Consider the following 21,872-nt stretch of genomic DNA (forward strand, 5'->3'; position numbering starts at 1 on the left):
TCGAAAGGCGCGGCCTCCGGTGCCCGATGAATATTCTAGGCGAATGGCGCTTAGGCCTGGGTGAGATCACGCGCGATGGCGTCAAGTCGGGTCACGGCCTCGCAAATCTCATCGTCGGAAATGGTCAGCGGCGGCAGCAGGCGTATCACGTTGTCGGCGGCGGGCACGGTGATCATGTCATGGGCATAGCCCGCAGCGACCACATCGACATTCACCACCTTGCACTTTAGCCCCAGCATCAGCCCCGTGCCGCGCACCTCTTCAAAGACCTCGGGATGCTCAGCGACCAGCCCCTCAAGGCGCTGACGCATCAACCCGGCCTTGCGGTTCACTTCGGCCAGAAACGCCTCATCCGCCACCACATCCAAAACCGCACAGCCCACGGCGCAGCCCAGTGGATTGCCGCCATAGGTCGACCCGTGGGTGCCTGCGGTCATGCCCGATGCGGCTTTCTCAGTCGCCAAAACAGCACCCAGCGGGAAGCCCCCGCCGATGCCCTTGGCGACCATCATGATGTCGGGTGTCACCCCGGCCCATTCATGGGCAAAGAGCCTTCCGGTCCGACCCACGCCGCATTGCACCTCGTCAAAGATCAAAAGCAATTGGTGTTCGTCACAAAGCGCGCGCATCTCTTGCAATTCCGCGTCAGGCACGGCGCGGATACCGCCCTCGCCCTGCACCGGCTCGACCATGATGGCGGCGGTCTTGTCGGTGATGGCGGCCTTTAGCGCTTCGCTGTCGCCGAGGTCGAGATGCACGAAACCCGGCAGCAACGGGCCGAACCCCTTGGTCATCTTCTCAGACCCCGCCGCCGCGATCCCGGCAGAGGAGCGTCCGTGGAACGAGCCGCTGAAGGTGATAATCTCAACCCGCTCAGGCTGGCCCGCGTCATAGAAATATTTGCGCGCCATTTTGACGGCCAACTCGCAAGCCTCAGTGCCCGAATTGCAAAAGAACGCCGTGTCGGCAAAAGTCTCGGCCACCAACCTATCCGCCAGCGCTTCTTGCTGTGGAATGTGGTAGAGGTTGGACGTATGCCAAAGCGCCTGCGCCTGATCCGTCAGCGCCTTCACAAGCGCCGGATGCGCATGGCCAAGCGCATTCACCGCGATCCCCGCGCCAAGATCAAGAAAGCGTCGCCCATCCGCCTCGATCAGCCATGTGCCCTCGCCTTTGACAAAGGTCAAAGGGGCACGGTTATAGGTCGGCAGAACGGAAGCGATCATCTGTTTGTCCTTAGGAAGGGGCCATATCACGCCGGTAAAAGGGCATGGGGCTGGCGCAGGGTCAATGGGATTTGATTGTTTTTGAAAGGGTGCAACATGCATGCTGCGAGATCGGGCCATCATGCCGCCCTAAAAAGGGCCGCGCGTTTATCGGACGGTGCGTCGTCGGATGAAATATGTGGCGGAAATGATCATGGGCCTTGCATAGCCGCCCTTCATCCCCCACGTAAAGCCCCAATCGCAACCTGCCGCCCTTATGGGGATCGGCGCTTGCACCTGCGGCCCCAAAAGATAAAATGGGGGCTGATAAACTGACAAAGCGGTCCGGGCTATGGGGCCGCTTTTTAACTGGGGAACCCCGTATGTCCTGGACTGATGAGCGCGTAGAAACACTGAAAAAGATGTGGGGCGAAGGCCAGTCCGCCAGCCAGATCGCGAAAGAACTGGGCGGGGTGACGCGCAACGCCGTGATCGGCAAGGTCCACCGTTTGGGCCTGTCGAACCGCACTGCCGCTGCACCAGCGGCCGCAGCGGCCAAGCCGGAGCCCAAGGCCAAACCAGCCGCGCCCAAGGCTGAGGCCAAGCCAAAGCCCGCTGCCAAAGCAACGCCCGAGCCAGAGGCTGAAGCCGCGCCCGCACCAGAAGCCGAAGAGCCCGCCGCAGCCCCGGCGCCCAAGCCCAACCTGCCCGCGCGCAAACAGATCATCCCCGCAGGCCAACCTCTGCCGCCGCAACCTTCCGCTAATGAGATCAGCCCCGAAGCGCTGGCCAAAGTCAGCGAAGTCGAGAAGAAGGCCAAGAAGATCGGCCTGATGGACCTGACCGAGCGAACCTGCAAATGGCCCGTGGGTGATCCTGCAACAGACGATTTCTGGTTCTGCGGCCTGCCTGTGCAGCAGGGCAAACCCTATTGCGAGGCCCATGTCGGCGTGGCGTTCCAACCAATGAGCGCACGGCGCGATCGCCGCCGCTGAGGGCGGTCGGATCAAAACAAAAAAGGCGGGCGGGCTTAGATGCCCTGCCCGCCTTTTTCATGCGCGGCCATCGGTTCAACGTAGTTTCGGTGGTTTAGCCGGATCACTGCCCGGCGCCATACGCGGCGTGTTCTGCAAAGGCTCCATCTGCGGCAGATCAAAGCGCAAGCCAACGCGGGCCAGTTTTTCGACCACCGCATCTTTAGGCCCGAAAAACCCTACATCCATCGCCCCGGCCTCAATCCCCGAAAAGGTCAATGCCTCGGACGCCGCGCGCACCAGTGCATCTTGGGCCCGTGGGATCGCACCGACAAAGGCCAACAAATGCCCGCGCCCACCGCCAGTATATTCAACCCCCACAAGAAACGCTCCTGCTGCCATGCCAGTCGCTGTCGCAAGCTTGGCGTCCACCGCAGCGATCAGCGTCTCGGGCAACCCTTGTGGGGGGAAAACGCGATCAATGCCTGCCTCGACCTCACCCGGCGCATGGGCCAAGGTGCTGCGCAGCCAATCCATCGCCTCTGCTGGAAGCAGGATTTCAGAAGGTGCGACACCGATGTTCACTGCCATGCCCAAGGGCGCACCATCCAACATCGCGGCAATCGCGCGACCTGACAGCGCCACATATGGAGATGCCTCTCCCACATGCGCCGAAAGCCGTGCGGCGCGATCAAAGACCATGACATAGCTGTCTTCAAACAACACCGGGCTGATCTGATCGCCCTGCGGTTCGTCCTCTAACAGCATGAAAAGCTCCACATCCGCGATACGCTCATAGAAACGCAGGCGTGCAGCGTCATCTTCAGGTGCCGCCATCATCGCGGCATGGGCTTGATCCAGCGGGGTCGCCTCTGCTTGCGGGGCAGTCTTGGGGTCAGCTTGGGAGTCGGTCATTCATCACCTCGGACACGGCGGTGCGCAAACGAGGCAGCACCTCTTCTGCGAACCAAGGATTCTTGTTCAACCATCCGGTATTGCGCCAAGACGGATGAGGCAAGGCAAAGACCCCCGGCGGATGGTCGCGCCAGCCCGCCACAGCCTCTGTCACATTACGAAATCCGGGCAGGTGATACTTCATCGCATAGGCCCCGATCAGCACGGTAAGACGCATATCGGGCAGCATATCAAGAACCGGCTTGCGCCATGTCTGCGCGCATATACGGGGCGGCGGCAGGTCACTGCCCTTGGCGTCATAGCCGGGAAAACAAAATCCCATCGGCACAATGGCAACCCGGCTGCGGTCATAAAAGGTTGCCTCATCCAACCCCAACCAGTCGCGCAGGCGCGTGCCGGACATATCCCAGAACGGCTTGCCGGCCTCATGCACCCGCTTGCCGGGCGCTTGGCTGGCGATCAACAGCCGCGCGCCGGGTTTGAACCAGACAATGGGGCGCGGGCGATGCTGCGTTGCCGTCACGGCGAACCGCTCTGCACAAAGGCGGCAGGCCGCCAGATCGTCTCGGATATCCTTCATAGGGTTGAGATAGGCAGACCGGGCGAAAGATAAAGAGGGTGGCATTGATCAGTTCGACATTTATCGAAATAACCATTGCATCCCCGTTATATTTCGATATTTCTAGAATCATGAAACATGAACCCCAAATCCCCGCCCTCACCCTCGCGGCCAGCAGCTTTGCCGCGCTTGGATCAGAACAACGCCTACTGGTGCTGCGCACGTTGGTGCGCGCCGGATCAGCAGGACTAAGCATCGGCACGCTGGGTGACCGCACCGGCGTGACGGGCTCGACGCTCACCCACCACCTAAAACTGCTCGCCTCTGCCGGTTTGGTGAAACAGGAAAAGCAAGGCCGCACCACGATCTGCGCAGCCGTCGCCTATGAAGAAGTGCAAGCACTGGCGAATTTCTTGCTGACCGAGTGCTGCGCAGACGCAATCAACGAATGCACGGAGCATGACCATGGCTGACACCACGCACTCCTTCCCCGCCCTGCAACGACTGGCGTTTTTCAAAAGCGCATGGGGTGTTACATTGGCCTTACTGGCGCTAGTGGCCTTGCTTGATCCGCCACAGTTCATCCCCACCATCACCTTCACCGGCCAAGCTCTTTTGGGCACGGCACCTTTCATCGCTTTCGCTGTGCTGGCGGTCGCCTACCTGAAGGCCAGTGGCGCCGAGAGCCTGCTCGCCCGTGCGTTTGAGGGCAACCCCGCCCGCATGGTGATCATGGCGGCAGCATTGGGCGGGCTTTCCCCCTTTTGCAGTTGCGAGGTCATCCCCTTCATCGCTGCCCTGCTCGCCGTGGGGGCGCCTCTGGGCGCTGTGATGGCCTTTTGGCTCGCCTCTCCGTTGATGGATCCGGCAATGTTCGCGATCACCTCGGGCACCTTGGGCTTTGATTTTGCGCTGGCGAAAACCGTTGCGGCACTTAGCGTAGGCATGTTCGGCGGTTTCACGGTCTTGGCGCTGTCGAAAACCCCGGTCTTTAACGATCCGCTACGTGCCCGGCCCGCAAAAAGCAGTTGCTGCTCTTCGGAAAAACCCTTTTCCGGTGCGCCGGTTTGGAAGTTCTGGCAAGACGCCGACCGCCGGGCGAGCTTCAACGACACAGCCCTGACCAACGCGCTTTTCCTCGTGAAATGGCTGACGCTGGCCTATGTTGTCGAAGCCTTGATGCTGACCTATGTGCCCGCAGAATGGATCGCAAATGTCTTGGGCGGCACCGGTATCATGCCGATCATCCTCGGCGCTTTAGTGGGGGCTCCGGCCTATCTCAACGGCTATGCCGCCGTGCCACTGATCGACGCCCTACTGGCACAAGGCATGACCCAAGGGGCTGCCATGTCCTTTGTTATCGCAGGCGGAGTAAGCTGTATCCCTGCGGCAATCGCCGTTTGGGCGCTGGTCAAACCCCATGTTTTTGCGGCCTATCTTGGTTTTGCCTTTGTCGGCGCGATCTTTGCTGGGGTCGCTTGGCAATTGGTGGCGTAATTGGCGATGGGCCGCAGCAATACTATGCTGCGGCCCGATCTCCCGAAGGTTTTTCGGACTCTTCATCACCGATCGGCCCGACCCCGCTGATCATATCTTTGATATGCATCCCGTGGGCCAGTTCACGGCCAGACCCGTTTCCCAATGGCATATCGATATAGAACGTCGTGCCAGGGCCTTCATTTTTAAAATAGTCAATTTGCCCGCCCAAGGCTTCGATGATCCGCTTAGAAATATTCATCCCCAAGCCCGTTCCACCAACTGCGCGCTGGTCGGATGAATCGATCTGCGAGAATTCATCAAAAACCTTCTCACGCTCTGATTCAGATAATCCAATCCCCTCGTCTATCACGCTGATACGCACCTTTTCATCCTGCGTGACCGACGTGACCTTCACGGTCGACCCAGCCGGAGAGAACTTGGCCGCATTGGACAACAGGTTCGACATCACCTGCTGCAAGCGCTTTTCATCCGTGGCAATGCCCGCCGCATCCGACGGCTTGGCATAGCGCAGTGTCACGCCAAGGCTCGCCGCAAAGGACTGATTAAGCTCAATCGCGTCTTCGATAATCGTCTGCACTTCAAGCGGTTCGATATCAAAGCTTATCTTGCCCGCCTCAAACTTTTGCAGGTCGAGAATTTCGTTGATGATCGAAGTCAACCGCGCCGAATTGCGCTGCGCGATCTTCAAGACCTTCTCCATCTGCGGGGTCATCTCACCCAGAACACCCGCGCAGGCCATATCAAGCGACCCTTTGATCGAGGTCATCGGCGTGCGCAACTCGTGGCTGATGGTTGAGACGAACTCAGTCTTCACCTTAAAGGCGATCTTGGTCTTCTCGTGCTCTGCCTTCAACTCTTCCAACTGGCGCAGGTTGGTGCGGTACATTTTCATAAAGATGCGCGAACAATCGACAATGAAATACAGCACGAAAACAACGGTGAATAACTGCGTCCAAAGCTCGGACTCGATGGTCGCGCCGGTGCTCACAATATCCCAGATTGGAATGAACAGGAAAGTCGCGCCATAGATCGCCAGCCGCATCATAAGCACCGGCAGGATGTGGTGGTTGTTCATCGACGCGAAAAGTGCCGCTGCGAATAGGAAAAACAGCGGCAAGAAATGTGTCGTCGCGCCTTGCTGCAAAGCAATACCAAGCGCGAAATAGCTGATTACCCCGGCGCTGAGCACCGTGCCGATGTAGATACGGTTCATGAACAGCCGCGCCAATCGCGGGCTGCGCCCGCGCCATCTGGTGATGCGCAGGAATAGGATGTAATCGAAAGTCTCTGATATCGCGATCAAAATCAGCGTCGATATCGAAAGCCAAAGCTCATAATAGAAGGCAGACAAGCAAATGGCAGCCGCAAATATCATCTGCCGCTGCCAGAACAGGCTAACACCCACTTGCGAGTAGTCGCGCATCTGCTGGACCTTAGTGGCGTCCGCCAAATGTGCAGTATGAGTCGGGCGGTATATTGTTTTTTCCTGCGACATCGCTCTCGTTTTCTTCGGTCGGCTGATCGGACCCGGCATTCTGCCGTTTTAAAAGGCTCTTAACATGTTGCATTTCGGCATCGAAGCACATGTTAGACGCGATCTTCTCCCCTTCTACACACGGAAATGGGACATAAGTATGGCCATTTCGTGCAACTAGAGGTTAGCCTCTTGATAAGAGGCATTTTTACAGCGAATTTTTGAGGCCTGATATGAGTCTGCAAGGACGGAACTTTAGTGGTAAATCTTGGCAAGATGTTCTCCCCGAACTGACGCCACAAGACGCTAAGGCGTTGGAAGTCAAAAATAATCGCTTCCCGCGCAGGCTGCTTGGCGCCAAGGCTGCAGAGCCCGATCCCTACAGCCCAGAGGCCCTCGCCCAAGCCAACCCGTATATGCGCGCCACGACTTTGTCGTTTTTGAACATGCACCAGCACGGTGAATTATTCGTAAATTTCCTACGTGCCCGTCGGCGAATCTTCATTGATGACAAGCAGTGGGATCTCCCTCAGGTTGATGGGATGGAGTTTGACCAATACGATACACCGCGCGCCCGCTGGATTGTGCTGCATGAGTATGGCGAAGTCATGGGGGGCGTCCGCTTGATGCCGACTACTTCTACGTGTGCGCAATATAGCTATATGCTACGTGACGCACAGTTGGGCATGCTGCCTGACATCCCCCAAGATGTGCTGTTTTTCAAAGCGCCTGTGCGCGATGACATCTGGGAAGCCACCCGTCTGTTCCTGACCAACGCTGTCCCCGCGCAGCGCCGCATTGCCGTGCAGCGTATGCTGATGAACCAAATGGCCGGTGCCGCCTATGCGATGGGCGCAAGCCATGTATTGGGGATCGTGCCCGCCACCTTTAGCCGTTGGATGACGCGTCTCGGCCTGATGAGCGCCGTACCCGTTGGTCCCGTGCAGAACATCGACGGCGACCGCACGCAGGCGGCCTTGATGAACGTCAGCTATATCGGAGACATCGCCCCGACCGAAAGCACCCACACGCTACACTGACCCCCTACGATTTTTCACCGGGCGATCATGTCCTTCGCAGTTCCGTTCCTTGCCGCGCGGGACGCGCATTTTGGCCGCGCGCAGCCTGTCCCAACGAGGCTTCGCAGTGACCTTCGCCTGCATTTCGACATATTGTGGTCAAATTCAGTGATTAGACGGTTAAGATACCTCTGATACCAGAGGCGCCAAGAGGCCGCGCTCAGCACCAACCGGAGCAGGGAATGCTGGAATTTGAAAATGTGTCCAAGTCCTTTTGGACAGGATCGCAGCACAAGGTCATTCTTGACCGGGTGTCTTTTCGCGTGAAACTTGGCCACTCACTCGGCATTCTGGCCCCAAATGGCACGGGCAAAACCACCCTAATCAACATGATGGCCGGGCTTGAAAAACCTGATGAGGGTGAGATTAGACGTAGCTGTAACATCTCGTTTCCATTGGGTTTTATGGGCGGCGTGGTCAACAAAGTCTCTGCGATGGAGAACGCCCGCTATATCGCGCGACTTTATGGGCTCGATCCCGATTACGTCGAAAGTTTTTGCCGCTGGCTTTGCGGTCTGGGGGAATATTTCGATCAACCGATTGGCACTTATTCTGCGGGGATGCGGGCGCGGTTCTCTTTTGCGCTGATGTTGGCGTTAGATTTTGATATCTATCTGATTGACGAAGGCATGCCCGGCACGACAGACGTGGAGTTTAACCGCAAAGCGGGTGATATTCTGAAAGAACGGCTGCGGACCACGACGATTATCATCGTTTCGCATCAAGCCCATACGCTTGAAAAGTTCGCCCGCTCCGCCGCTGTCCTTTTGGATGGTAAATTGCATATGTTCGACACCTTGGAAGAAGCGAAACAGCTCTATGACTACGAAACCCAAGGCTAGAAAATTTCGCATCCGCAAAGCGACGCCACCTGCGGCGTCCAACCCTGCCGTAAAGGCCGAGACGGCGCAGTCCGATGCCGCGCGCGCAGAAAGAGCCGCTAAGCTGCGCGCCGTGGCGGATGCCACGGATGTGAAACCATCCCACAGCAAAGAAGCGTTGGAACATGCCGCAAAAAGCGGCAAAGCCACCCCGCCAGAAACCAGCCGCGAGGGAGAAGTCTCCTCAGCCGGGGAGGTGTCAGCCGAGCAAGATATCGACGCGATCCGCCGCGAAGGGCTGACAGGCCGACAACTGCGCATGGCCCGCCGGGTGGCGCAGAAACACGGGCTGGCACCCACTTCGGATTTTGATGCTGTGCGTCTGTTGCGCGCCAAGGGAATTGACCCTTTCCAACGCTCCAACATGCTGGAACTGGTGGTGCCGCAATCCGGTGATCAAGACGGGGCAGGCCTGCCTGCCACACATGGGCAGCCGGGTGCGGCGCGCGTACAACTGCCTCAAACCACGCCTGCGGGTGGTCGCGGCCTTCCCTCTACCGATGTCAGCCCGGCAGAGCGCCGCCAGCACGAGATCTCTGACATCCAGCGCGACATCACCCGCCGCCGCCGCCGCAAGGGGGCGATGCTGCTGGTGCGGCTCGCCTTTTTCGTCATGCTACCGACATTCGCAGCGGGCTACTACTTTTATAAAATCGCAACGCCGATGTATGCGACCGACAGCCAGTTCTTGATCATCCAAAACGAGGGCGGCGGAGGCACAAGCCCCTTTGGCGGCCTGCTGCCCACGCAATTTGCCAACAGTGCCGACAGCATCGCCACACAGGCCTATCTGCAATCTAAAGACGCCATGCTTCGGCTGGACGAAGACGCCGATTTCCGCGCCCATTTCGCGGATTCCGAAATTGACCCCATCCAGCGCCTAACCGAAGACCCGACTAACGAAGAAGCGTATAAAACCTATAAGAAGAACGTAAAAATCGGCTACGATCCGACTGAAGGCGTTATCCGTATGGAGGTTATTGCCGCCGACCCCCAGTTGTCGGAAGAGTTCTCAAAACGTTTGCTCACCTATGCCGAAGAGCGGGTTAACGATCTAAGCAAACAAAAACGCGAAGACGGAATGCGCGATGCGCGTGAAGGTTATGAAACTGCGCTTCAAAATCGCCGTGATGCCCAAGAGGCGTTGATTACATTGCAGATCGACAACAACGTCGATCCCGAAGCGATGATCGCTTCGATCCGCACCCAAATCACCAGCTATGAGACCCTGTTGATCGAGAAAGAGCTCGAACTGGCGGCCCTGCTCGACAACCAGCGCCCGAACCAAGCCAAGGTCGATGGCGCGCGCGGCGATGTCCGCCGCCTGCGCGAACAGTTAACCAAGCTGCGCGAGCGGATGACCGCCGCCAACGAAGGCGAAAACTCGCTTGCTCAACAGGCCGTCGCAGCACAGCTTGCACAGGCAGATTTGGCCGCCGCTGACATGGTGCTACAAAGTGCGCAAACCGCAATGGATCAAGCCCGAACAGAGGCTGGGCGGCAGGTCCGCTACCTCACCGTGGCGGTCAATCCCGTGGCCCCGGATGAGGCCACCTACCCCCGCAAGTTTGAAAACACGATATTGGCTTTCCTTATCTTTGCAGGCATCTACCTGATGCTGTCCCTGACGGCGTCCATTCTAAGAGAACAGGTAACTTCATGACACATCTGCGCATCGGAAATCTGACAGTCGGCAACGACCGCCCTCTCACCGTGATCGCTGGCCCCTGCCAGTTAGAGAGCGAAGACCACGCGCAGATGATCGCGGGCGTTCTGAAAGAAGCCTGCAACGCGGCAGGCGCGCAGTTCATCTTCAAAGCGAGCTATGACAAGGCCAACCGAACCTCCCTTTCGGGCAAGCGCGGTTTGGGTATCGAAAAGGGTCTTCAGGTACTGCAATCCGTGGCCCGCGCCAATGACGTGCCGGTGCTGACGGATGTGCATAACGAAGCGCAATGCGCCCAAGCTGGCGAAGTGGTCGACGTGCTACAAATCCCCGCCTTCCTCTGCCGCCAGACCGACATCCTGCTGGCCGCTGGCGAGACGGGCAAGGCTGTGAACGTCAAGAAGGGCCAGTTCCTCGCCCCTTGGGAAATGCAAAACATCGTCGACAAAATCGAAAGCACCGGCAACAAGAACATCTTGCTGACCGAACGCGGCACGACCTTCGGCTACAACACGCTGGTTGCCGACATGCGCAGCCTGCCCCAGATGGCCCAGACAGGCTATCCGGTGGTGATGGACGCGACCCATTCGGTCGCGCAGCCGGGAGGCAAGGGCGGCTCCTCGGGCGGTCAGCGCGAATTTGCCCCAGTTATGGCCCGCGCGGCAGCTTCCATCGGCGTCGCCGCGATCTTTATGGAAACGCATGAAGCCCCTGACACCGCGCCCAGCGATGGACCAAACATGATCTACCTCGACCAGATGCCGGGGCTGATCAACCTGCTGATGCAATTCGACGCGCTGGCCAAAAGCCACCCGCTGACATTCTAAATTTAAACAAAAGCGAGTATTTACAGTGACCAAACCGGCCTCCACCGTGACCCCGAACACTTGGGAATTTTTGCGCGATGCGATGATCACCCCGACAGGTTTCCGAGAGTATGACGCGCGCTGGAAATACCCCGATGACATCAACCTGCCCGGCATCACCGCGCTTGGTCTTGGGCTTGGCACCCAGATGCACGCACGCGGAATTGAGCCGGTCATCGCCGTTGGTAATGACTACCGCGATTACTCCCTGTCGATCAAAAACGCGCTGATGCTCGGCCTGATGCAGGCCGGGATCACGGTCAAAGACATCGGCCCAGCGTTGTCGCCTATGGCCTATTTCGCGCAATTCCACCTTGATGCGCCTGCTGTAGCAATGGTCACCGCCAGCCATAACCCCAACGGTTGGACAGGCGTCAAAATGGGCTTTGAACGCCCGCTGACCCATGGCCCGGATGAGATGGCCGAGTTGCGCGATATCGTTCTGAATGGCCGGGGAGAGCGGCGTCCAGGCGGCGCTTATGAGTTCATCGAAGGTGTGCGCGAAGCCTATCTTGACGACCTTGTGGGTGACTTCAAAATGACCCGCAAACTCAAGGTCGTTTGCGCCACCGGTAACGGCACCGCCTCGGCCTTCGCGCCTGAGCTGTTCCGCCGCCTGGGTGTCGAAGTGGTCGATAGCCACAATCAGCTAGATTACACATTCCCGCATTACAATCCGAACCCCGAAGCGATGGAAATGCTACACGACATGGCCGACAGCGTGCGTGCCTCTGGCGCCGACTTCGCGCTTGGTTTTGACGGAGACGGTGACCGCTGCGGCGTGGTTGATGACGAAGGCGAAGAGATCTTTGCCGACAAGATGGGCGTTATCATGGCCCGCGATCTGGCCAAATTGCACCCCAACAGCACCTTTGTCGCCGACGTGAAATCCACTGGCCTCTTCGCCTCGGATCCCGAACTGCAAAAGCACGGGGCCAAAGCCGACTACTGGAAAACAGGCCACAGCCACATGAAACGCCGGGTCAAAGAACTGGGCGCGCTGGCGGGCTTTGAGAAATCCGGCCACTACTTCCTCGCCGAGCCGATCGGCCGCGGCTATGACTGCGGCATGCGCGTTGCCGTTGAAATCTGCAAGCTGATGGACCGCAATCCGGACAAGTCTATGTCCGACCTGCGCCGCGCCCTGCCCCAGACTTGGGCCACGCCTACCATGTCGCCCTATGCCTCAGACACCGAGAAGTATGACATCCTCGACCGTCTGGTGCAAAAGCTCGTCGCCAAAGCCGAAGCTGGCGAAAAAATTGGCGGACGCGCGATTTCCGAAGTCATCACCGTAAACGGGGCACGGGTCATGCTCGACAACGGCGGTTGGGGTCTGGTGCGGGCGTCGTCCAACACACCGAATCTTGTGGTGGTCTGCGAAAGCCCCGAGTCTGAGGCCGAGATGCGGGCGATCTTCGCCGATATCGACGCCGTGATCCGGACAGAGCCGGGTGTAGGCGACTACGACCAGTCGATCTGATCCTCTACGCATTCGCATCGAACGACAAAGGCCCGGGGCAATGCCTCCGGGCCTTTTTACTGTTGTAGGTAACCGTCTTTACTTCAGTGCCGCGTCGCAGAAAGCGCGAATAAGCTCGGCATCCTTCACACCGGGTGCGCTTTCGACGCCGGAAGAAACATCCACCTGCCGCGCACCAGTGAGGGCAATTGCCTCCCCCACATTCGCTGCATTCAGGCCGCCTGCCAGCATCCACGGCTTCGGCCAACGGCGGCCCGCAATGAGACGCCAGTCAAAGGCCAACCCATTTCCGCCCGGCAGCACCGCATCTATGGCCGGCTTCGCATCGACCAACAGCTGGTCGGCGACGCTCACATATTCATTCAGGGCCGCCAGATCATCACGATCGGCCACGCCCACGGCCTTCATCACCGGCAAGCCATAGCGCGCCTTGACCTCAGCCACCCGCGCGGGACTTTCGCTGCCGTGAAGCTGCAACATGTCCAAAAAGGGTACAGCGGCCAGCAGCGCATCTAGCGCAGCGTCATCGGCGTTCACCGTCAACGCAACTTTGCAGATGCCGTCAGGCACAGCTTCGGCCATATGTGCGGCCGCCTCTAACGACAGGTGGCGCGGGGACTTTTCAAAAAAGACAAACCCAAGCGTGCGCGCGCCTGCCAAAAGGGCCGCAGGCACATCAGCAGGATCGGTCAGACCGCATATTTTTACGTTGATATTCTCAGGCATGGAGAGCGTTTAGCCCGCTTCGTCGAGAAGTGCCAGAACTTCATCCTTGCCCTCATGCTTCTCAGCCTTGAGGCGGATCACTTCACGTTCTAACCGGCGACGTTCGCGGGCCAAACGGGCCGCCTCCGCACGCTGGCCGTGCTCCCGAATCCACTCCCAGACAAAACCGACCAACAGACCTACGATGATCCCGCCGAGGATCACGATAAACAGCGGCAACTGCACCGATGGGTTGACGGCAAACCAGCCGGAAATTTCGGTCGGAAGAACCTGCAGAGTAACGATGTTGCGGTTCGCCAAAGCGACAGAGATCAGCGCCACCGCAAAGAGTGCGATGCAGGCATAACGAATGTAACGCATTAGCTTTTCCCGTTCAGCCGGTCGCGGAGCAGCTTGCCGGTCTTAAAGAAAGGCACGTGCTTTTCCTCAACGTTCACCGTCTCCCCTGTACGGGGGTTACGGCCAACGCGTGCGTCGCGCTTTTTCACCGAAAAGGCGCCAAAGCCGCGCAGCTCAACCCGATCCCCGCGCGACATCGCGCCAGTGATCTCATCGAAAACGGTGTTTACGATCCGCTCCACATCGCGTTGATAAAGATGCGGATTGTCGTCAGCGATCTTCTGGATCAGTTCCGACCGGATCATGGCACGTCCCCCGAGAATTTGTTGATGTCTTAATCGACTATAGGAAATAACGCTTCACTCGGGAAGGTGTTCCACCCATGCCGCAGTAGATTTTTCTGGGCGAAACCTCTGTTTTTTCGGCTCTTTTCCGCCGTTCCCTAGCACGACCCGCCTAGAGAGGCGACCGCGCGGTGCCCCCTCCCCTCAAAGCAGCCCCGATTCGAGCGGCCCATTAGCAAAGCAAAAGGCCCCGCATGTCGCCATGCAGGGCCTTCGCTAACTACACACATTCAACGTGGAATGTGCTTACTCGTCGTCGCCTTTCAGCGCCGCACCAAGGATGTCGCCCAAGCTCGCGCCGGAGTCGGAGGAACCGTACTGCTGTACCGCCTCTTTCTCTTCTGCGATCTCACGCGCCTTGATCGAAACGCCCAGACGGTGTGCCTTGGCATCGACGTTGGTGATGCGCACATCGACCTTGTCACCGACCGAGAAACGCTCAGGGCGCTGTTCGGCACGGTCACGGCTGAGGTCGGAACGACGGATGAAGCTCTTCATGCCTTCGTATTCGACTTCGATGCCACCTTCTTCGATGGAGGTCACGTTCACTGTCACGATCGAGCCGCGCTTCACGCCGCCAACGGCTTCGGCGAACTTGTCACCGCCAACGTTTTTGATCGAGAGCGAGATGCGCTCTTTCTCGACGTCCACTTCGGAGACAACGGCCTGAACCACGTCACCTTTGCGATAGTCTTGGATCGCTTCTTCGCCGCGCTGGTCCCAGCTGAGGTCGCTGAGGTGAACCATGCCGTCGATGTCGCCGGGCAGGCCAACGAACAGACCGAATTCGGTGATGTTCTTGACTTCGCCTTCGACTTCGGTGCCCTCGGGGTGTGTTTCAGCGAACACTTCCCATGGGTTGCGCATGGTCTGCTTGAGACCAAGGGAAACACGACGCTTGGCGCTGTCGATTTCCAGAACCATGACTTCGACTTCTTGCGAAGTGGACACGATCTTGCCGGGGTGCACGTTCTTCTTGGTCCAAGACATTTCGGACACGTGAACCAGACCTTCAACGCCCGGCTCCAGCTCAACAAATGCGCCGTAATCGGTGATGTTGGTCACACGACCGCTGTGCACGGAGGACAGCGGGTATTTCGCGCCAACCAGATCCCACGGATCTTCTTGCAGCTGCTTCATGCCGAGGCTGATGCGGTGCGTCTCTTTGTTAATCTTGATGACCTGGACCTTGATGGTCTCGCCGATCGACAGGATCTCAGAGGGGTGGTTCACGCGGCGCCATGCCATGTCGGTGACGTGCAGCAGGCCGTCAACGCCGCCAAGGTCAACAAACGCACCGTATTCGGTGATGTTCTTGACCACACCATCGACGGTCTGACCTTCGGTCAGGTTGCCAATGACTTCGGCACGCTGTTCGGCGCGGGACTCTTCGAGGATCGCACGGCGCGATACAACGATGTTGCCACGACGGCGGTCCATCTTGAGGATTTGGAACGGCTGCTTGAGACCCATGAGCGGGCCCGCGTCGCGCACGGGGCGGACATCGACCTGCGAACCGGGCAGGAACGCAACTGCGCCGCCGAGGTCGACGGTGAAGCCACCTTTGACACGGCCAAAGATCGCGCCTTCGACACGTTCTTCTGCAGCATAGGCTTTTTCCAGACGATCCCAGGCTTCCTCACGGCGCGCCATTTCGCGGCTGATGACAGCTTCGCCACGCGCGTTTTCGACTTGGCGAAGGAAAACTTCGACTTCGTCGCCAACTTCGATTTTGGGGGATTCGCCGGGATCAGCAAATTCTTTGAGCTCAACGCGGCCTTCCATTTTGTAGCCGACGTCGATGATGGCTTGGCCCGCTTCGACAGCGATCACCTTGCCTTTGACGACTGTGCCCTCTTGGGGCGTGTCCATTTCGAAGCTTTCGTTCAGAAGCGCTTCGAATTCGTCCATTGCTTTAGTCATGTAGCTTTTCGTATCCTTATCAAATGTTTCTGGCCGCGCGGTTGTCTCCGCCGGTCTGGAGTTGCAATTGGTCGTCGTGGTGGCACCGTGCAAATTATGCCGGAGAAACTCCGAAGCAAAGGCACAGCGGTGAACCCGCAGCCGAACGCAAACAAAAGAGGGCCGGTTGGTACCGACCCTGCCCGTTATATCGCGTCCGAAGCTGTAACCGCCCCTTAGACAGGGCGCGTATAGGACAAATTAGACGCTCCTGCAAGGGCCAAGCATGCTCATGGCGGGGGCATGCGGGCTTCTGCTTGAAGGTTGAAGACCTTGGGCGTTGAAGCAAGGGGGGGGCGCATGACGCTTTAAATCAGTCCCAAGGATGGACGGCGCGCGGCCGCCTGCGTCGCTGGGCCCCGTCTGCACGGCACCCGGCCCGAGCCAATGAACGGGTGACCCAAGGCTGCGCAGCGCAGCGAGCCCCTTAGAACCAGCGTTCATCCAACCGCTCCACCCCATCCGGCACCCAGCCCCGGCGTCGGTTTCGGAAGATCGGTGAGGTCACCCTCGGCCAGTTCGCCGCCTTGGTAGCTGGCCAAATCTTCCACAAACTCCCACAGCTGCAGGAATGTGCAGTCAACTTTAGCCAATTCTTCTTCCATCAACTCTGGGTTGGATCGATCAAGCCTGCGCAGATCGCGCATCATCTCACTGACCATCGGCTTGATCTCTTGCGCGCATTCATCGGTAAAACGCCGCAGAACACTTTGAACCTCAGTTCTTTTTTGTTCTTGGGTGGCAATGCCAAAGCGCAGTGCCGTTTTCTGCAAAGCGTTAAAAGCAGAGCGCCGCAGGGTGTTTTGCGAAAGCTCATCCTTGGCGATATAGTCACTACAGCCGCCACGCAGCGCTTCGATCGCCACATCAGCCTGATCCGTTCCAGTGACCATAACCGTCGCGACATCGCCGTTCTGTGCATGCGCCCTTATGATCTCTAGCCCGCGCAACCCATCCCCGTCTGGCAGGTTATAGTCGAGCACGATCAAATCAAACTCACCCTCATCCAACTGCTGTGAAAGGGCGGCAAGGCTCTCTGCCTCTGTCAGGAGGGTCGAAAAATCAAGCCCGCCGCAGAGCCGTTTGATCCGCATCCGGTCGAAACGGTCGTCATCTACGATCAGGATACGTGCGGCATCGCCCGACGCAGCCGTGCCGTCCGCTGTTCCGCCGCTACCCGCCTCACTTCTGACCACGCTCATTTGACGCCTCCCTGCTATGTCCCCCTGATTTATACCCACGAAGGCTAACAACTGATTAAGCCCCATAATCATCGCCCCGATGCAGAGGATTGTTGCGAAGGGCCAGCGGGGCCGCTACATGAGCCGCCATGAGTGACACAGAACGCCCCCGCCGCAACTTCTATGGCCGCCTCAAAGGCAAATCCCTAAAGAAGTCGCAAAAGACCTATATTGACGAGGATCTCGACGCTTTGTCGCCGGGGGCCGTTGATTGGGAAACCAATCCAGACCGCACACCGCTGGACCTCGACACGCTGTTTGGCGGGCGCAAGGTCTGGCTGGAAATCGGCTTTGGCGGCGGTGAGCATCTGGTGCATCAGGCGGGGCAAAACCCCGATGTCGGCATCATCGGCTGCGAGCCTTACATCAACGGTGTTGCCATGCTGCTGGGCAAAATCCGGCGCGCGGGCGTCGATAACCTTGCCATCCATCCCGGTGACGTGCGCGATATGTTTGACGTGCTGCCCGAAGCCTCCATCGACCGGGCGTTTCTGCTCTACCCCGACCCTTGGCCAAAAACCCGCCACCACCGCCGCCGCTTTGTCACGCCCGAACATCTGGAACCGTTGGCCCGCGTGTTGAAACCCGGTGCGATCTTCCGCGTGGCGACGGATATCGAGGACTACGTCCGCCAGACCCTCGAACAGGTGCCGCAGCACGGGTTTGACTGGCTGGCCGAAGGGCCGGAAGACTGGCGCGCGCCGTGGGACGATTGGATTTCGACCCGCTATGAGCAAAAAGCGCTGCGCGAGGGGCGTACCCCGCATTACCTAACCTTCCGCAAACGCTGAACCACGCCGCCTGATCGCCACCCATTGCACCCGCGGCGATGGACGCTGCCGTTCGCCTACGATAATAGGGGCCTCAAGCAGATTAGAGGTACCTCATGTCCAGTCACGGCAGCCCCATTCCCATGTCATCGCGCGCCTGCGGGCCGCTCAGCGGCACCGCCGAGGTGCCCGGTGATAAATCCATCTCGCACCGCAGCCTGATCCTTGGGGCCATGGCCGTGGGCGAGACCACGATCACCGGGCTTCTGGAAGGCCAAGACGTGCTCGACACCGCCAAAGCCATGCGCGCTTTCGGGGCCGAGGTGGTTGATCACGGCGGCGGCTCTTACTCCGTGCACGGCGTCGGCGTCGGTGGCTTTGCCGAGCCTGACAATGTGATCGACTGTGGCAATTCCGGTACCGGCGTGCGCCTGCTGATGGGGGCGATGGCGACCTCCCCGATCTCTGTGACCTTTACCGGTGACGCCAGCCTCAACAGCCGCCCGATGGCGCGGGTGACCGACCCGCTGGCCCTGTTTGGCGCGCAATCCGTGGGCCGCGCCGGGGGCCGCTTGCCGATGACACTCGTGGGCGCGGCTGAGCCTGTGCCGGTGCGCTATACGGTCCCGGTCCCTTCCGCACAGGTCAAATCCGCTGTGCTGCTGGCCGGGCTGAATGCCCCCGGCAAGACCGTCGTGATCGAGGCCGAAGCCACCCGCGATCATACCGAGCGGATGCTGGCAGGTTTCGGCGCCGAGATCACGGTTGAGGACACGGGCGAGGGCCGCGTCATCACCCTGATTGGCCAGCCGGAGTTGAAGCCGCAACATATTGACGTGCCGCGTGACCCCTCCTCCGCCGCCTTCCCCGTTTGCGCCGCGCTGATCGTGCCCGGCTCTGACGTGCTGGTGCCGGGCATAGGGCTGAACCCCACGCGAGCGGGCCTGTTCACCACTCTGCGCGAGATGGGCGCGGACCTGACCTATGAAAACGAACGCACCGAGGGCGGCGAGCCTGTGGCCGACCTGCGCGCGAAATTCTCTCCCAATCTCCATGGCATCGAAGTCCCTCCCGCGCGGGCGGCGAGCATGATCGATGAATACCCCGTGCTCTCGGTCGTCGCGGCCTGTGCCGCGGGCGAGACCGTGATGCGCGGCGTCAAAGAACTGCGCGTCAAGGAATGCGACCGGATCGAGGCCATGGCCAGCGGGTTGCGCGCCAATGGGGTCGAAGTCGAAGACGGGCCGGATTGGTGGACCGTCAAAGGGCTGGGCCATGGCAACATCACCGGAGGGGCCACCTGCCAAAGCCACCTCGACCACCGCATCGCCATGTCGTTCCTGATCCTCGGCATGGTCGCGCAAAACCCGGTGCAGGTGGATGACGGCGGGCCGATCGCCACGTCCTTCCCGATTTTCGAGCCGCTGATGGCGTCCTTGGGGGCACAGGTCGAACGGCTGCCTGCGTGATAGGCGACCGGCTCATCTGGCTCAGCCTTTGCACCGCACTGGCCTTTGCCGCCCTTGCGGGCTTCTCCGAAGTCTACCTGCGCGCGGCGGGCATGGGGGTCTTGGATGGGCGACTTTGGGGCTATGATCTGGCTGAGGCACGCGCCTATCTCGCCGCCCTCAGTCCGAGGCAGACCGCACTTTACCTCGGACAGTTCCGGCTGGCTGACACCGCCTTCCCCGCGCTTTTGGCGCTGGCGCTGTTACTGTGGTTTCGGCGTTGGTCGGCGGGCGGGCTTCGGCTGACGCTGACGCTAGCCGTCGCGCTCTACCTCGGGGCGGATTACACCGAGAACATGCTGATCGGGCGGCTCATTGAACTGGGACCAGAACGGCTGACGGAACAAGCGGTCGCGACCGCCAGCCTGTTTACGCAGGTAAAATGGACAATACTGGCCGCCTGTTTCGGAGCGGCCCTGCTGCTTGGCCTACGGGCGCGCAACGAAAGGAACCTGCAATGACGAAGAACACGAGCAGCGGCATGACCGTCGCCATCGACGGCCCCGCAGCGGCGGGCAAAGGCACGGTCGCCAAGGCCGTCGCGGCGCATTTCGGCTTTGCGCATCTCGACACCGGGCTTTTGTACCGGGCGGTGGCGGCGAAAACCCTCAAGGGGATGGACGCCGAAGAGGCCGCGCAAACCCTCGCCCCTGTGGATCTCGAAGACCCCAGCCTGCGCGACCAGGACGTCGCGCAAGAGGCCAGCAAAGTGGCGGTGATCCCCGCGGTGCGGGCCGCCCTCGTGCGGTTCCAACGCAGTTTTGCCACCCGCGCGGGCGGTGCGGTGCTGGACGGGCGCGACATTGGCACGGTGATCTGCCCCGATGCGCCGGTGAAACTCTTTATCACCGCCAGCCCCGAAGTCCGCGCACAGCGGCGTTTTGCTGAACTTTCAGGCAAAGGCGTTGAGATCAGCTATGAAACCGTTCTGGAAGACGTCAAGCAGCGCGACCAGCGCGACATGAGCCGCGACCAAGCGCCGTTAAAACCCGCTGATGATGCCAAACAGATCGACACCACCGAAATGGCGATTGAGGATGCGGTGGCCGCTGCGGTGGCTCTGGTCGAGGCCAAGCGCGCCATGCGCGGCTGAGCACCCCATAGAACTTAGGGGTGGGCGCAATCGCCCACCCCAGAAACTTTAGACAGCCGCCTTAAGCTGATCGACCAGATCGCGGCGCTCCCAGCTAAAGCCGCCATCCGCGTCTGGTGCCCGGCCAAAGTGACCATAAGCCGCCGTGCGCTGGTAGATCGGCTTGTTCAATTGCAGATGCTCGCGGATGCCGCGCGGGGTCAGGTCGATGATCTGGCGGATCGCTTTTTCAATTGCCGCGTCATGCACATCGCCGGTGCCATGGGTGTCGCAATAGATCGACAGCGGCTCGCTGACGCCAATCGCATAGCTTAGCTGGATGGTGCATTTATGCGCCATCCCCGCCGCCACGACGTTCTTTGCCAGATAGCGCGCCACATAGGCGGCTGAGCGGTCGACTTTGGTCGGGTCTTTGCCCGAGAACGCACCGCCGCCATGAGGAGCCGCGCCGCCATAGGTGTCGACGATGATTTTTCGGCCCGTAAGGCCCGCATCGCCATCCGGCCCACCGATGACGAAAACGCCGGTGGGGTTCACATGCCAGACCGTGTCCTCATCGATCCAACCTTCGGGCAGCACCTCGCGGATATAGGGCTCGACGATATCGCGGATATCGGCGCTGGTCTGGCTTTCGCTCTCATGCTGGGTCGACAATACGATAGAGCTTACGCCAACGGGTTTCCCGTTCTCGTAACGTACCGAAAGCTGGCTTTTCGCATCTGGGCGCAGGGTGGGCTCGGTCCCGTCTTTGCGCACTTCGGCCAGACGACGCAGGATGCCATGGGCATAGTGGATCGGCGCGGGCATCAGTTCGGGCGTCTCGTCGGTGGCGAAACCGAACATGATCCCTTGGTCGCCTGCGCCCTCTTCCTTGCCGTCCGCCGCATCGACGCCTTGGGCGATATGCGCGGACTGCGGGTGCAGCAGGTTGGTGATCTCACATGTCGCGTGGTGGAACTCGTCCTGCTCATAACCGATGTCTTTGATGCAGGCGCGGGCGATGTCTTCGACGCCAGCCAGATATTCGTCCAGCTTGGTCTTGTTGGCCAGACCGACCTCACCTCCGATTACGACACGGTTGGTGGTGGCAAAGGTCTCGGCGGCGACCCGTGCTTCGGGTTCCTCGCTTATAAAAGCATCGAGGATGGCATCGGAAATTCGGTCGCAGACCTTATCCGGGTGCCCCTCGGAAACGGATTCCGAGGTGAAAGTGTAGTTCTGACGGGACATGTAGTGCTCCAATAAAAATTACGCACCACGTCAGGAAGCCGTTGTGATGCTCTGCCA

General features: G+C 59.6%; 22 protein-coding genes and 1 riboswitch. Of the genes, 12 read left to right on the forward strand and 10 right to left on the reverse strand.

The features are described from left to right. Positions 1–50: 50 nt before the first annotated feature. Positions 51–1,226: an aspartate aminotransferase family protein gene (locus tag DSM110093_RS11125; RefSeq protein WP_243265123.1), complete on the reverse strand. Its 1,176-nt coding sequence runs from the start codon at positions 1,224–1,226 to the stop codon at positions 51–53. 362 nt (positions 1,227–1,588) lie between these two features. Here DSM110093_RS11125 and DSM110093_RS11130 point away from each other — a divergent pair, with 362 nt between their 5' ends. Next, positions 1,589–2,200 (forward strand): GcrA family cell cycle regulator, encoded by a 612-nt coding sequence (locus DSM110093_RS11130; RefSeq protein ID WP_093928636.1) that lies wholly within the window; start codon positions 1,589–1,591, stop codon positions 2,198–2,200. 75 nt (positions 2,201–2,275) lie between these two features. Here the strand turns inward: DSM110093_RS11130 and DSM110093_RS11135 are convergent, their stop codons facing one another. Next, on the reverse strand, positions 2,276–3,094 hold the full coding sequence (locus DSM110093_RS11135) for an SseB family protein (protein ID WP_243265124.1): 819 nt from the start codon (positions 3,092–3,094) through the stop codon (positions 2,276–2,278). Further along, positions 3,075–3,674 (reverse strand): uracil-DNA glycosylase family protein, encoded by a 600-nt coding sequence (locus tag DSM110093_RS11140; RefSeq protein ID WP_243265125.1) that lies wholly within the window; start codon positions 3,672–3,674, stop codon positions 3,075–3,077. The genes DSM110093_RS11135 and DSM110093_RS11140 overlap by 20 nt, the downstream gene beginning before the upstream one ends. 110 nt (positions 3,675–3,784) lie before the next feature. On the opposite strand from DSM110093_RS11140, the gene DSM110093_RS11145 reads away from it, so the two are divergent. Both DSM110093_RS11145 and DSM110093_RS11150 read left to right on the forward strand, forming a co-directional pair. After that, entirely contained in the window at positions 3,785–4,126 is a 342-nt protein-coding gene (locus DSM110093_RS11145; protein WP_243265127.1) for a metalloregulator ArsR/SmtB family transcription factor, read from the forward strand. Next, positions 4,119–5,150 carry a permease gene (locus DSM110093_RS11150; RefSeq protein ID WP_243265128.1) on the forward strand — a complete coding sequence of 344 codons (1,032 nt, stop codon included), beginning with the start codon at positions 4,119–4,121 and terminating at the stop codon, positions 5,148–5,150. Before DSM110093_RS11145 ends, DSM110093_RS11150 begins: the two co-directional genes overlap by 8 nt. A 22-nt stretch (positions 5,151–5,172) precedes the next feature. On the opposite strand, the gene DSM110093_RS11155 is transcribed toward DSM110093_RS11150, so the two are convergent. Then, on the reverse strand, positions 5,173–6,576 hold the full coding sequence (locus DSM110093_RS11155; protein WP_243265130.1) for a HAMP domain-containing sensor histidine kinase: 1,404 nt from the start codon (positions 6,574–6,576) through the stop codon (positions 5,173–5,175). A 284-nt stretch (positions 6,577–6,860) separates the two neighbouring features. Here DSM110093_RS11155 and DSM110093_RS11160 point away from each other — a divergent pair, with 284 nt between their 5' ends. The 5 genes from DSM110093_RS11160 (at position 6,861) to DSM110093_RS11180 (ending at position 12,602) form a co-directional block, all read left to right on the forward strand. After that, positions 6,861–7,667, forward strand: a complete 807-nt coding sequence (locus tag DSM110093_RS11160; RefSeq protein WP_243265131.1) for an acyl-homoserine-lactone synthase — start codon at positions 6,861–6,863, stop codon at positions 7,665–7,667. Between the two features lie 221 nt (positions 7,668–7,888). Next, a complete protein-coding gene (locus tag DSM110093_RS11165) occupies positions 7,889–8,548 on the forward strand; it encodes an ATP-binding cassette domain-containing protein (RefSeq protein ID WP_243265133.1) in 660 nt (219 codons plus the stop codon). Next, on the forward strand, positions 8,526–10,250 hold the full coding sequence (locus DSM110093_RS11170; protein WP_243265134.1) for a capsule biosynthesis protein: 1,725 nt from the start codon (positions 8,526–8,528) through the stop codon (positions 10,248–10,250). Before DSM110093_RS11165 ends, DSM110093_RS11170 begins: the two co-directional genes overlap by 23 nt. Beyond that, positions 10,247–11,080 carry a 3-deoxy-8-phosphooctulonate synthase gene (kdsA, locus tag DSM110093_RS11175; RefSeq protein WP_243265135.1) on the forward strand — a complete coding sequence of 278 codons (834 nt, stop codon included), beginning with the start codon at positions 10,247–10,249 and terminating at the stop codon, positions 11,078–11,080. Before DSM110093_RS11170 ends, kdsA begins: the two co-directional genes overlap by 4 nt. 25 nt (positions 11,081–11,105) lie before the next feature. After that, entirely contained in the window at positions 11,106–12,602 is a 1,497-nt protein-coding gene (locus DSM110093_RS11180) for a phosphomannomutase/phosphoglucomutase (RefSeq protein WP_243265136.1), read from the forward strand. A gap of 78 nt (positions 12,603–12,680) precedes the next feature. Here the strand turns inward: DSM110093_RS11180 and DSM110093_RS11185 are convergent, their stop codons facing one another. The 5 genes from DSM110093_RS11185 to DSM110093_RS11205 all read right to left on the reverse strand — a co-directional run bounded on the left by DSM110093_RS11185 (position 12,681) and on the right by DSM110093_RS11205 (position 17,175). Next, complete coding sequence (locus DSM110093_RS11185; protein WP_243265137.1) at positions 12,681–13,328, reverse strand: phosphoribosylanthranilate isomerase; 648 nt, start codon at positions 13,326–13,328, stop codon at positions 12,681–12,683. Positions 13,329–13,337: 9 nt separating this feature from the next. After that, entirely contained in the window at positions 13,338–13,688 is a 351-nt protein-coding gene (locus tag DSM110093_RS11190; RefSeq protein ID WP_093928559.1) for a lipopolysaccharide assembly protein LapA domain-containing protein, read from the reverse strand. Further along, positions 13,688–13,972: an integration host factor subunit beta gene (ihfB, locus tag DSM110093_RS11195; RefSeq protein WP_067626061.1), complete on the reverse strand. Its 285-nt coding sequence runs from the start codon at positions 13,970–13,972 to the stop codon at positions 13,688–13,690. Before ihfB ends, DSM110093_RS11190 begins: the two co-directional genes overlap by 1 nt. Positions 13,973–14,257: 285 nt before the next feature. Further along, the gene (gene rpsA / locus DSM110093_RS11200; protein ID WP_243265138.1) at positions 14,258–15,934 is read right to left on the reverse strand and encodes a 30S ribosomal protein S1; all 1,677 of its coding nucleotides are present in this window, start codon (positions 15,932–15,934) and stop codon (positions 14,258–14,260) included. 479 nt (positions 15,935–16,413) lie between these two features. After that, positions 16,414–17,175 carry a response regulator gene (locus DSM110093_RS11205; protein WP_243265139.1) on the reverse strand — a complete coding sequence of 254 codons (762 nt, stop codon included), beginning with the start codon at positions 17,173–17,175 and terminating at the stop codon, positions 16,414–16,416. Between the two features lie 128 nt (positions 17,176–17,303). Here DSM110093_RS11205 and DSM110093_RS11210 point away from each other — a divergent pair, with 128 nt between their 5' ends. The 4 genes from DSM110093_RS11210 to DSM110093_RS11225 all read left to right on the forward strand — a co-directional run bounded on the left by DSM110093_RS11210 (position 17,304) and on the right by DSM110093_RS11225 (position 20,585). Next, entirely contained in the window at positions 17,304–18,005 is a 702-nt protein-coding gene (locus DSM110093_RS11210; protein WP_243265140.1) for a tRNA (guanine(46)-N(7))-methyltransferase TrmB, read from the forward strand. A 95-nt stretch (positions 18,006–18,100) separates the two neighbouring features. Next, positions 18,101–19,453 carry a 3-phosphoshikimate 1-carboxyvinyltransferase gene (gene aroA / locus DSM110093_RS11215; protein ID WP_243265141.1) on the forward strand — a complete coding sequence of 451 codons (1,353 nt, stop codon included), beginning with the start codon at positions 18,101–18,103 and terminating at the stop codon, positions 19,451–19,453. Beyond that, entirely contained in the window at positions 19,450–19,953 is a 504-nt protein-coding gene (locus DSM110093_RS11220; RefSeq protein ID WP_243265142.1) for a hypothetical protein, read from the forward strand. The genes aroA and DSM110093_RS11220 overlap by 4 nt, the downstream gene beginning before the upstream one ends. Continuing rightward, positions 19,950–20,585 carry a d(CMP) kinase gene (locus tag DSM110093_RS11225; protein ID WP_243265143.1) on the forward strand — a complete coding sequence of 212 codons (636 nt, stop codon included), beginning with the start codon at positions 19,950–19,952 and terminating at the stop codon, positions 20,583–20,585. The genes DSM110093_RS11220 and DSM110093_RS11225 overlap by 4 nt, the downstream gene beginning before the upstream one ends. A gap of 48 nt (positions 20,586–20,633) precedes the next feature. On the opposite strand, the gene metK is transcribed toward DSM110093_RS11225, so the two are convergent. After that, complete coding sequence (gene metK, locus DSM110093_RS11230; RefSeq protein ID WP_243265145.1) at positions 20,634–21,815, reverse strand: methionine adenosyltransferase; 1,182 nt, start codon at positions 21,813–21,815, stop codon at positions 20,634–20,636. Between the two features lie 4 nt (positions 21,816–21,819). Further along, positions 21,820–21,868: riboswitch (SAM-SAH riboswitch) on the reverse strand. Between the last annotated feature and the right edge of the window lie 4 nt (positions 21,869–21,872).

The organism is Sulfitobacter sp. DSM 110093 (genome assembly GCF_022788715.1).
Classification (GTDB): domain Bacteria; phylum Pseudomonadota; class Alphaproteobacteria; order Rhodobacterales; family Rhodobacteraceae; genus Sulfitobacter.

Coding starts and splice junctions, on each gene's coding strand:
- DSM110093_RS11125 (WP_243265123.1), bottom strand. CDS start 1,226: ATGATCGCTTCCGTTCTGCCGACCTATAACCGTGCCCCTTTGACCTTT.
- DSM110093_RS11130 (WP_093928636.1), top strand. CDS start 1,589: ATGTCCTGGACTGATGAGCGCGTAGAAACACTGAAAAAGATGTGGGGC.
- DSM110093_RS11135 (WP_243265124.1), bottom strand. CDS start 3,094: ATGACCGACTCCCAAGCTGACCCCAAGACTGCCCCGCAAGCAGAGGCG.
- DSM110093_RS11140 (WP_243265125.1), bottom strand. CDS start 3,674: ATGAAGGATATCCGAGACGATCTGGCGGCCTGCCGCCTTTGTGCAGAG.
- DSM110093_RS11145 (WP_243265127.1), top strand. CDS start 3,785: ATGAAACATGAACCCCAAATCCCCGCCCTCACCCTCGCGGCCAGCAGC.
- DSM110093_RS11150 (WP_243265128.1), top strand. CDS start 4,119: ATGGCTGACACCACGCACTCCTTCCCCGCCCTGCAACGACTGGCGTTT.
- DSM110093_RS11155 (WP_243265130.1), bottom strand. CDS start 6,576: ATGCGCGACTACTCGCAAGTGGGTGTTAGCCTGTTCTGGCAGCGGCAG.
- DSM110093_RS11160 (WP_243265131.1), top strand. CDS start 6,861: ATGAGTCTGCAAGGACGGAACTTTAGTGGTAAATCTTGGCAAGATGTT.
- DSM110093_RS11165 (WP_243265133.1), top strand. CDS start 7,889: ATGCTGGAATTTGAAAATGTGTCCAAGTCCTTTTGGACAGGATCGCAG.
- DSM110093_RS11170 (WP_243265134.1), top strand. CDS start 8,526: ATGACTACGAAACCCAAGGCTAGAAAATTTCGCATCCGCAAAGCGACG.
- kdsA (WP_243265135.1), top strand. CDS start 10,247: ATGACACATCTGCGCATCGGAAATCTGACAGTCGGCAACGACCGCCCT.
- DSM110093_RS11185 (WP_243265137.1), bottom strand. CDS start 13,328: ATGCCTGAGAATATCAACGTAAAAATATGCGGTCTGACCGATCCTGCT.
- DSM110093_RS11190 (WP_093928559.1), bottom strand. CDS start 13,688: ATGCGTTACATTCGTTATGCCTGCATCGCACTCTTTGCGGTGGCGCTG.
- ihfB (WP_067626061.1), bottom strand. CDS start 13,972: ATGATCCGGTCGGAACTGATCCAGAAGATCGCTGACGACAATCCGCAT.
- rpsA (WP_243265138.1), bottom strand. CDS start 15,934: ATGACTAAAGCAATGGACGAATTCGAAGCGCTTCTGAACGAAAGCTTC.
- DSM110093_RS11205 (WP_243265139.1), bottom strand. CDS start 17,175: ATGAGCGTGGTCAGAAGTGAGGCGGGTAGCGGCGGAACAGCGGACGGC.
- DSM110093_RS11210 (WP_243265140.1), top strand. CDS start 17,304: ATGAGTGACACAGAACGCCCCCGCCGCAACTTCTATGGCCGCCTCAAA.
- aroA (WP_243265141.1), top strand. CDS start 18,101: ATGTCCAGTCACGGCAGCCCCATTCCCATGTCATCGCGCGCCTGCGGG.
- DSM110093_RS11225 (WP_243265143.1), top strand. CDS start 19,950: ATGACGAAGAACACGAGCAGCGGCATGACCGTCGCCATCGACGGCCCC.
- metK (WP_243265145.1), bottom strand. CDS start 21,815: ATGTCCCGTCAGAACTACACTTTCACCTCGGAATCCGTTTCCGAGGGG.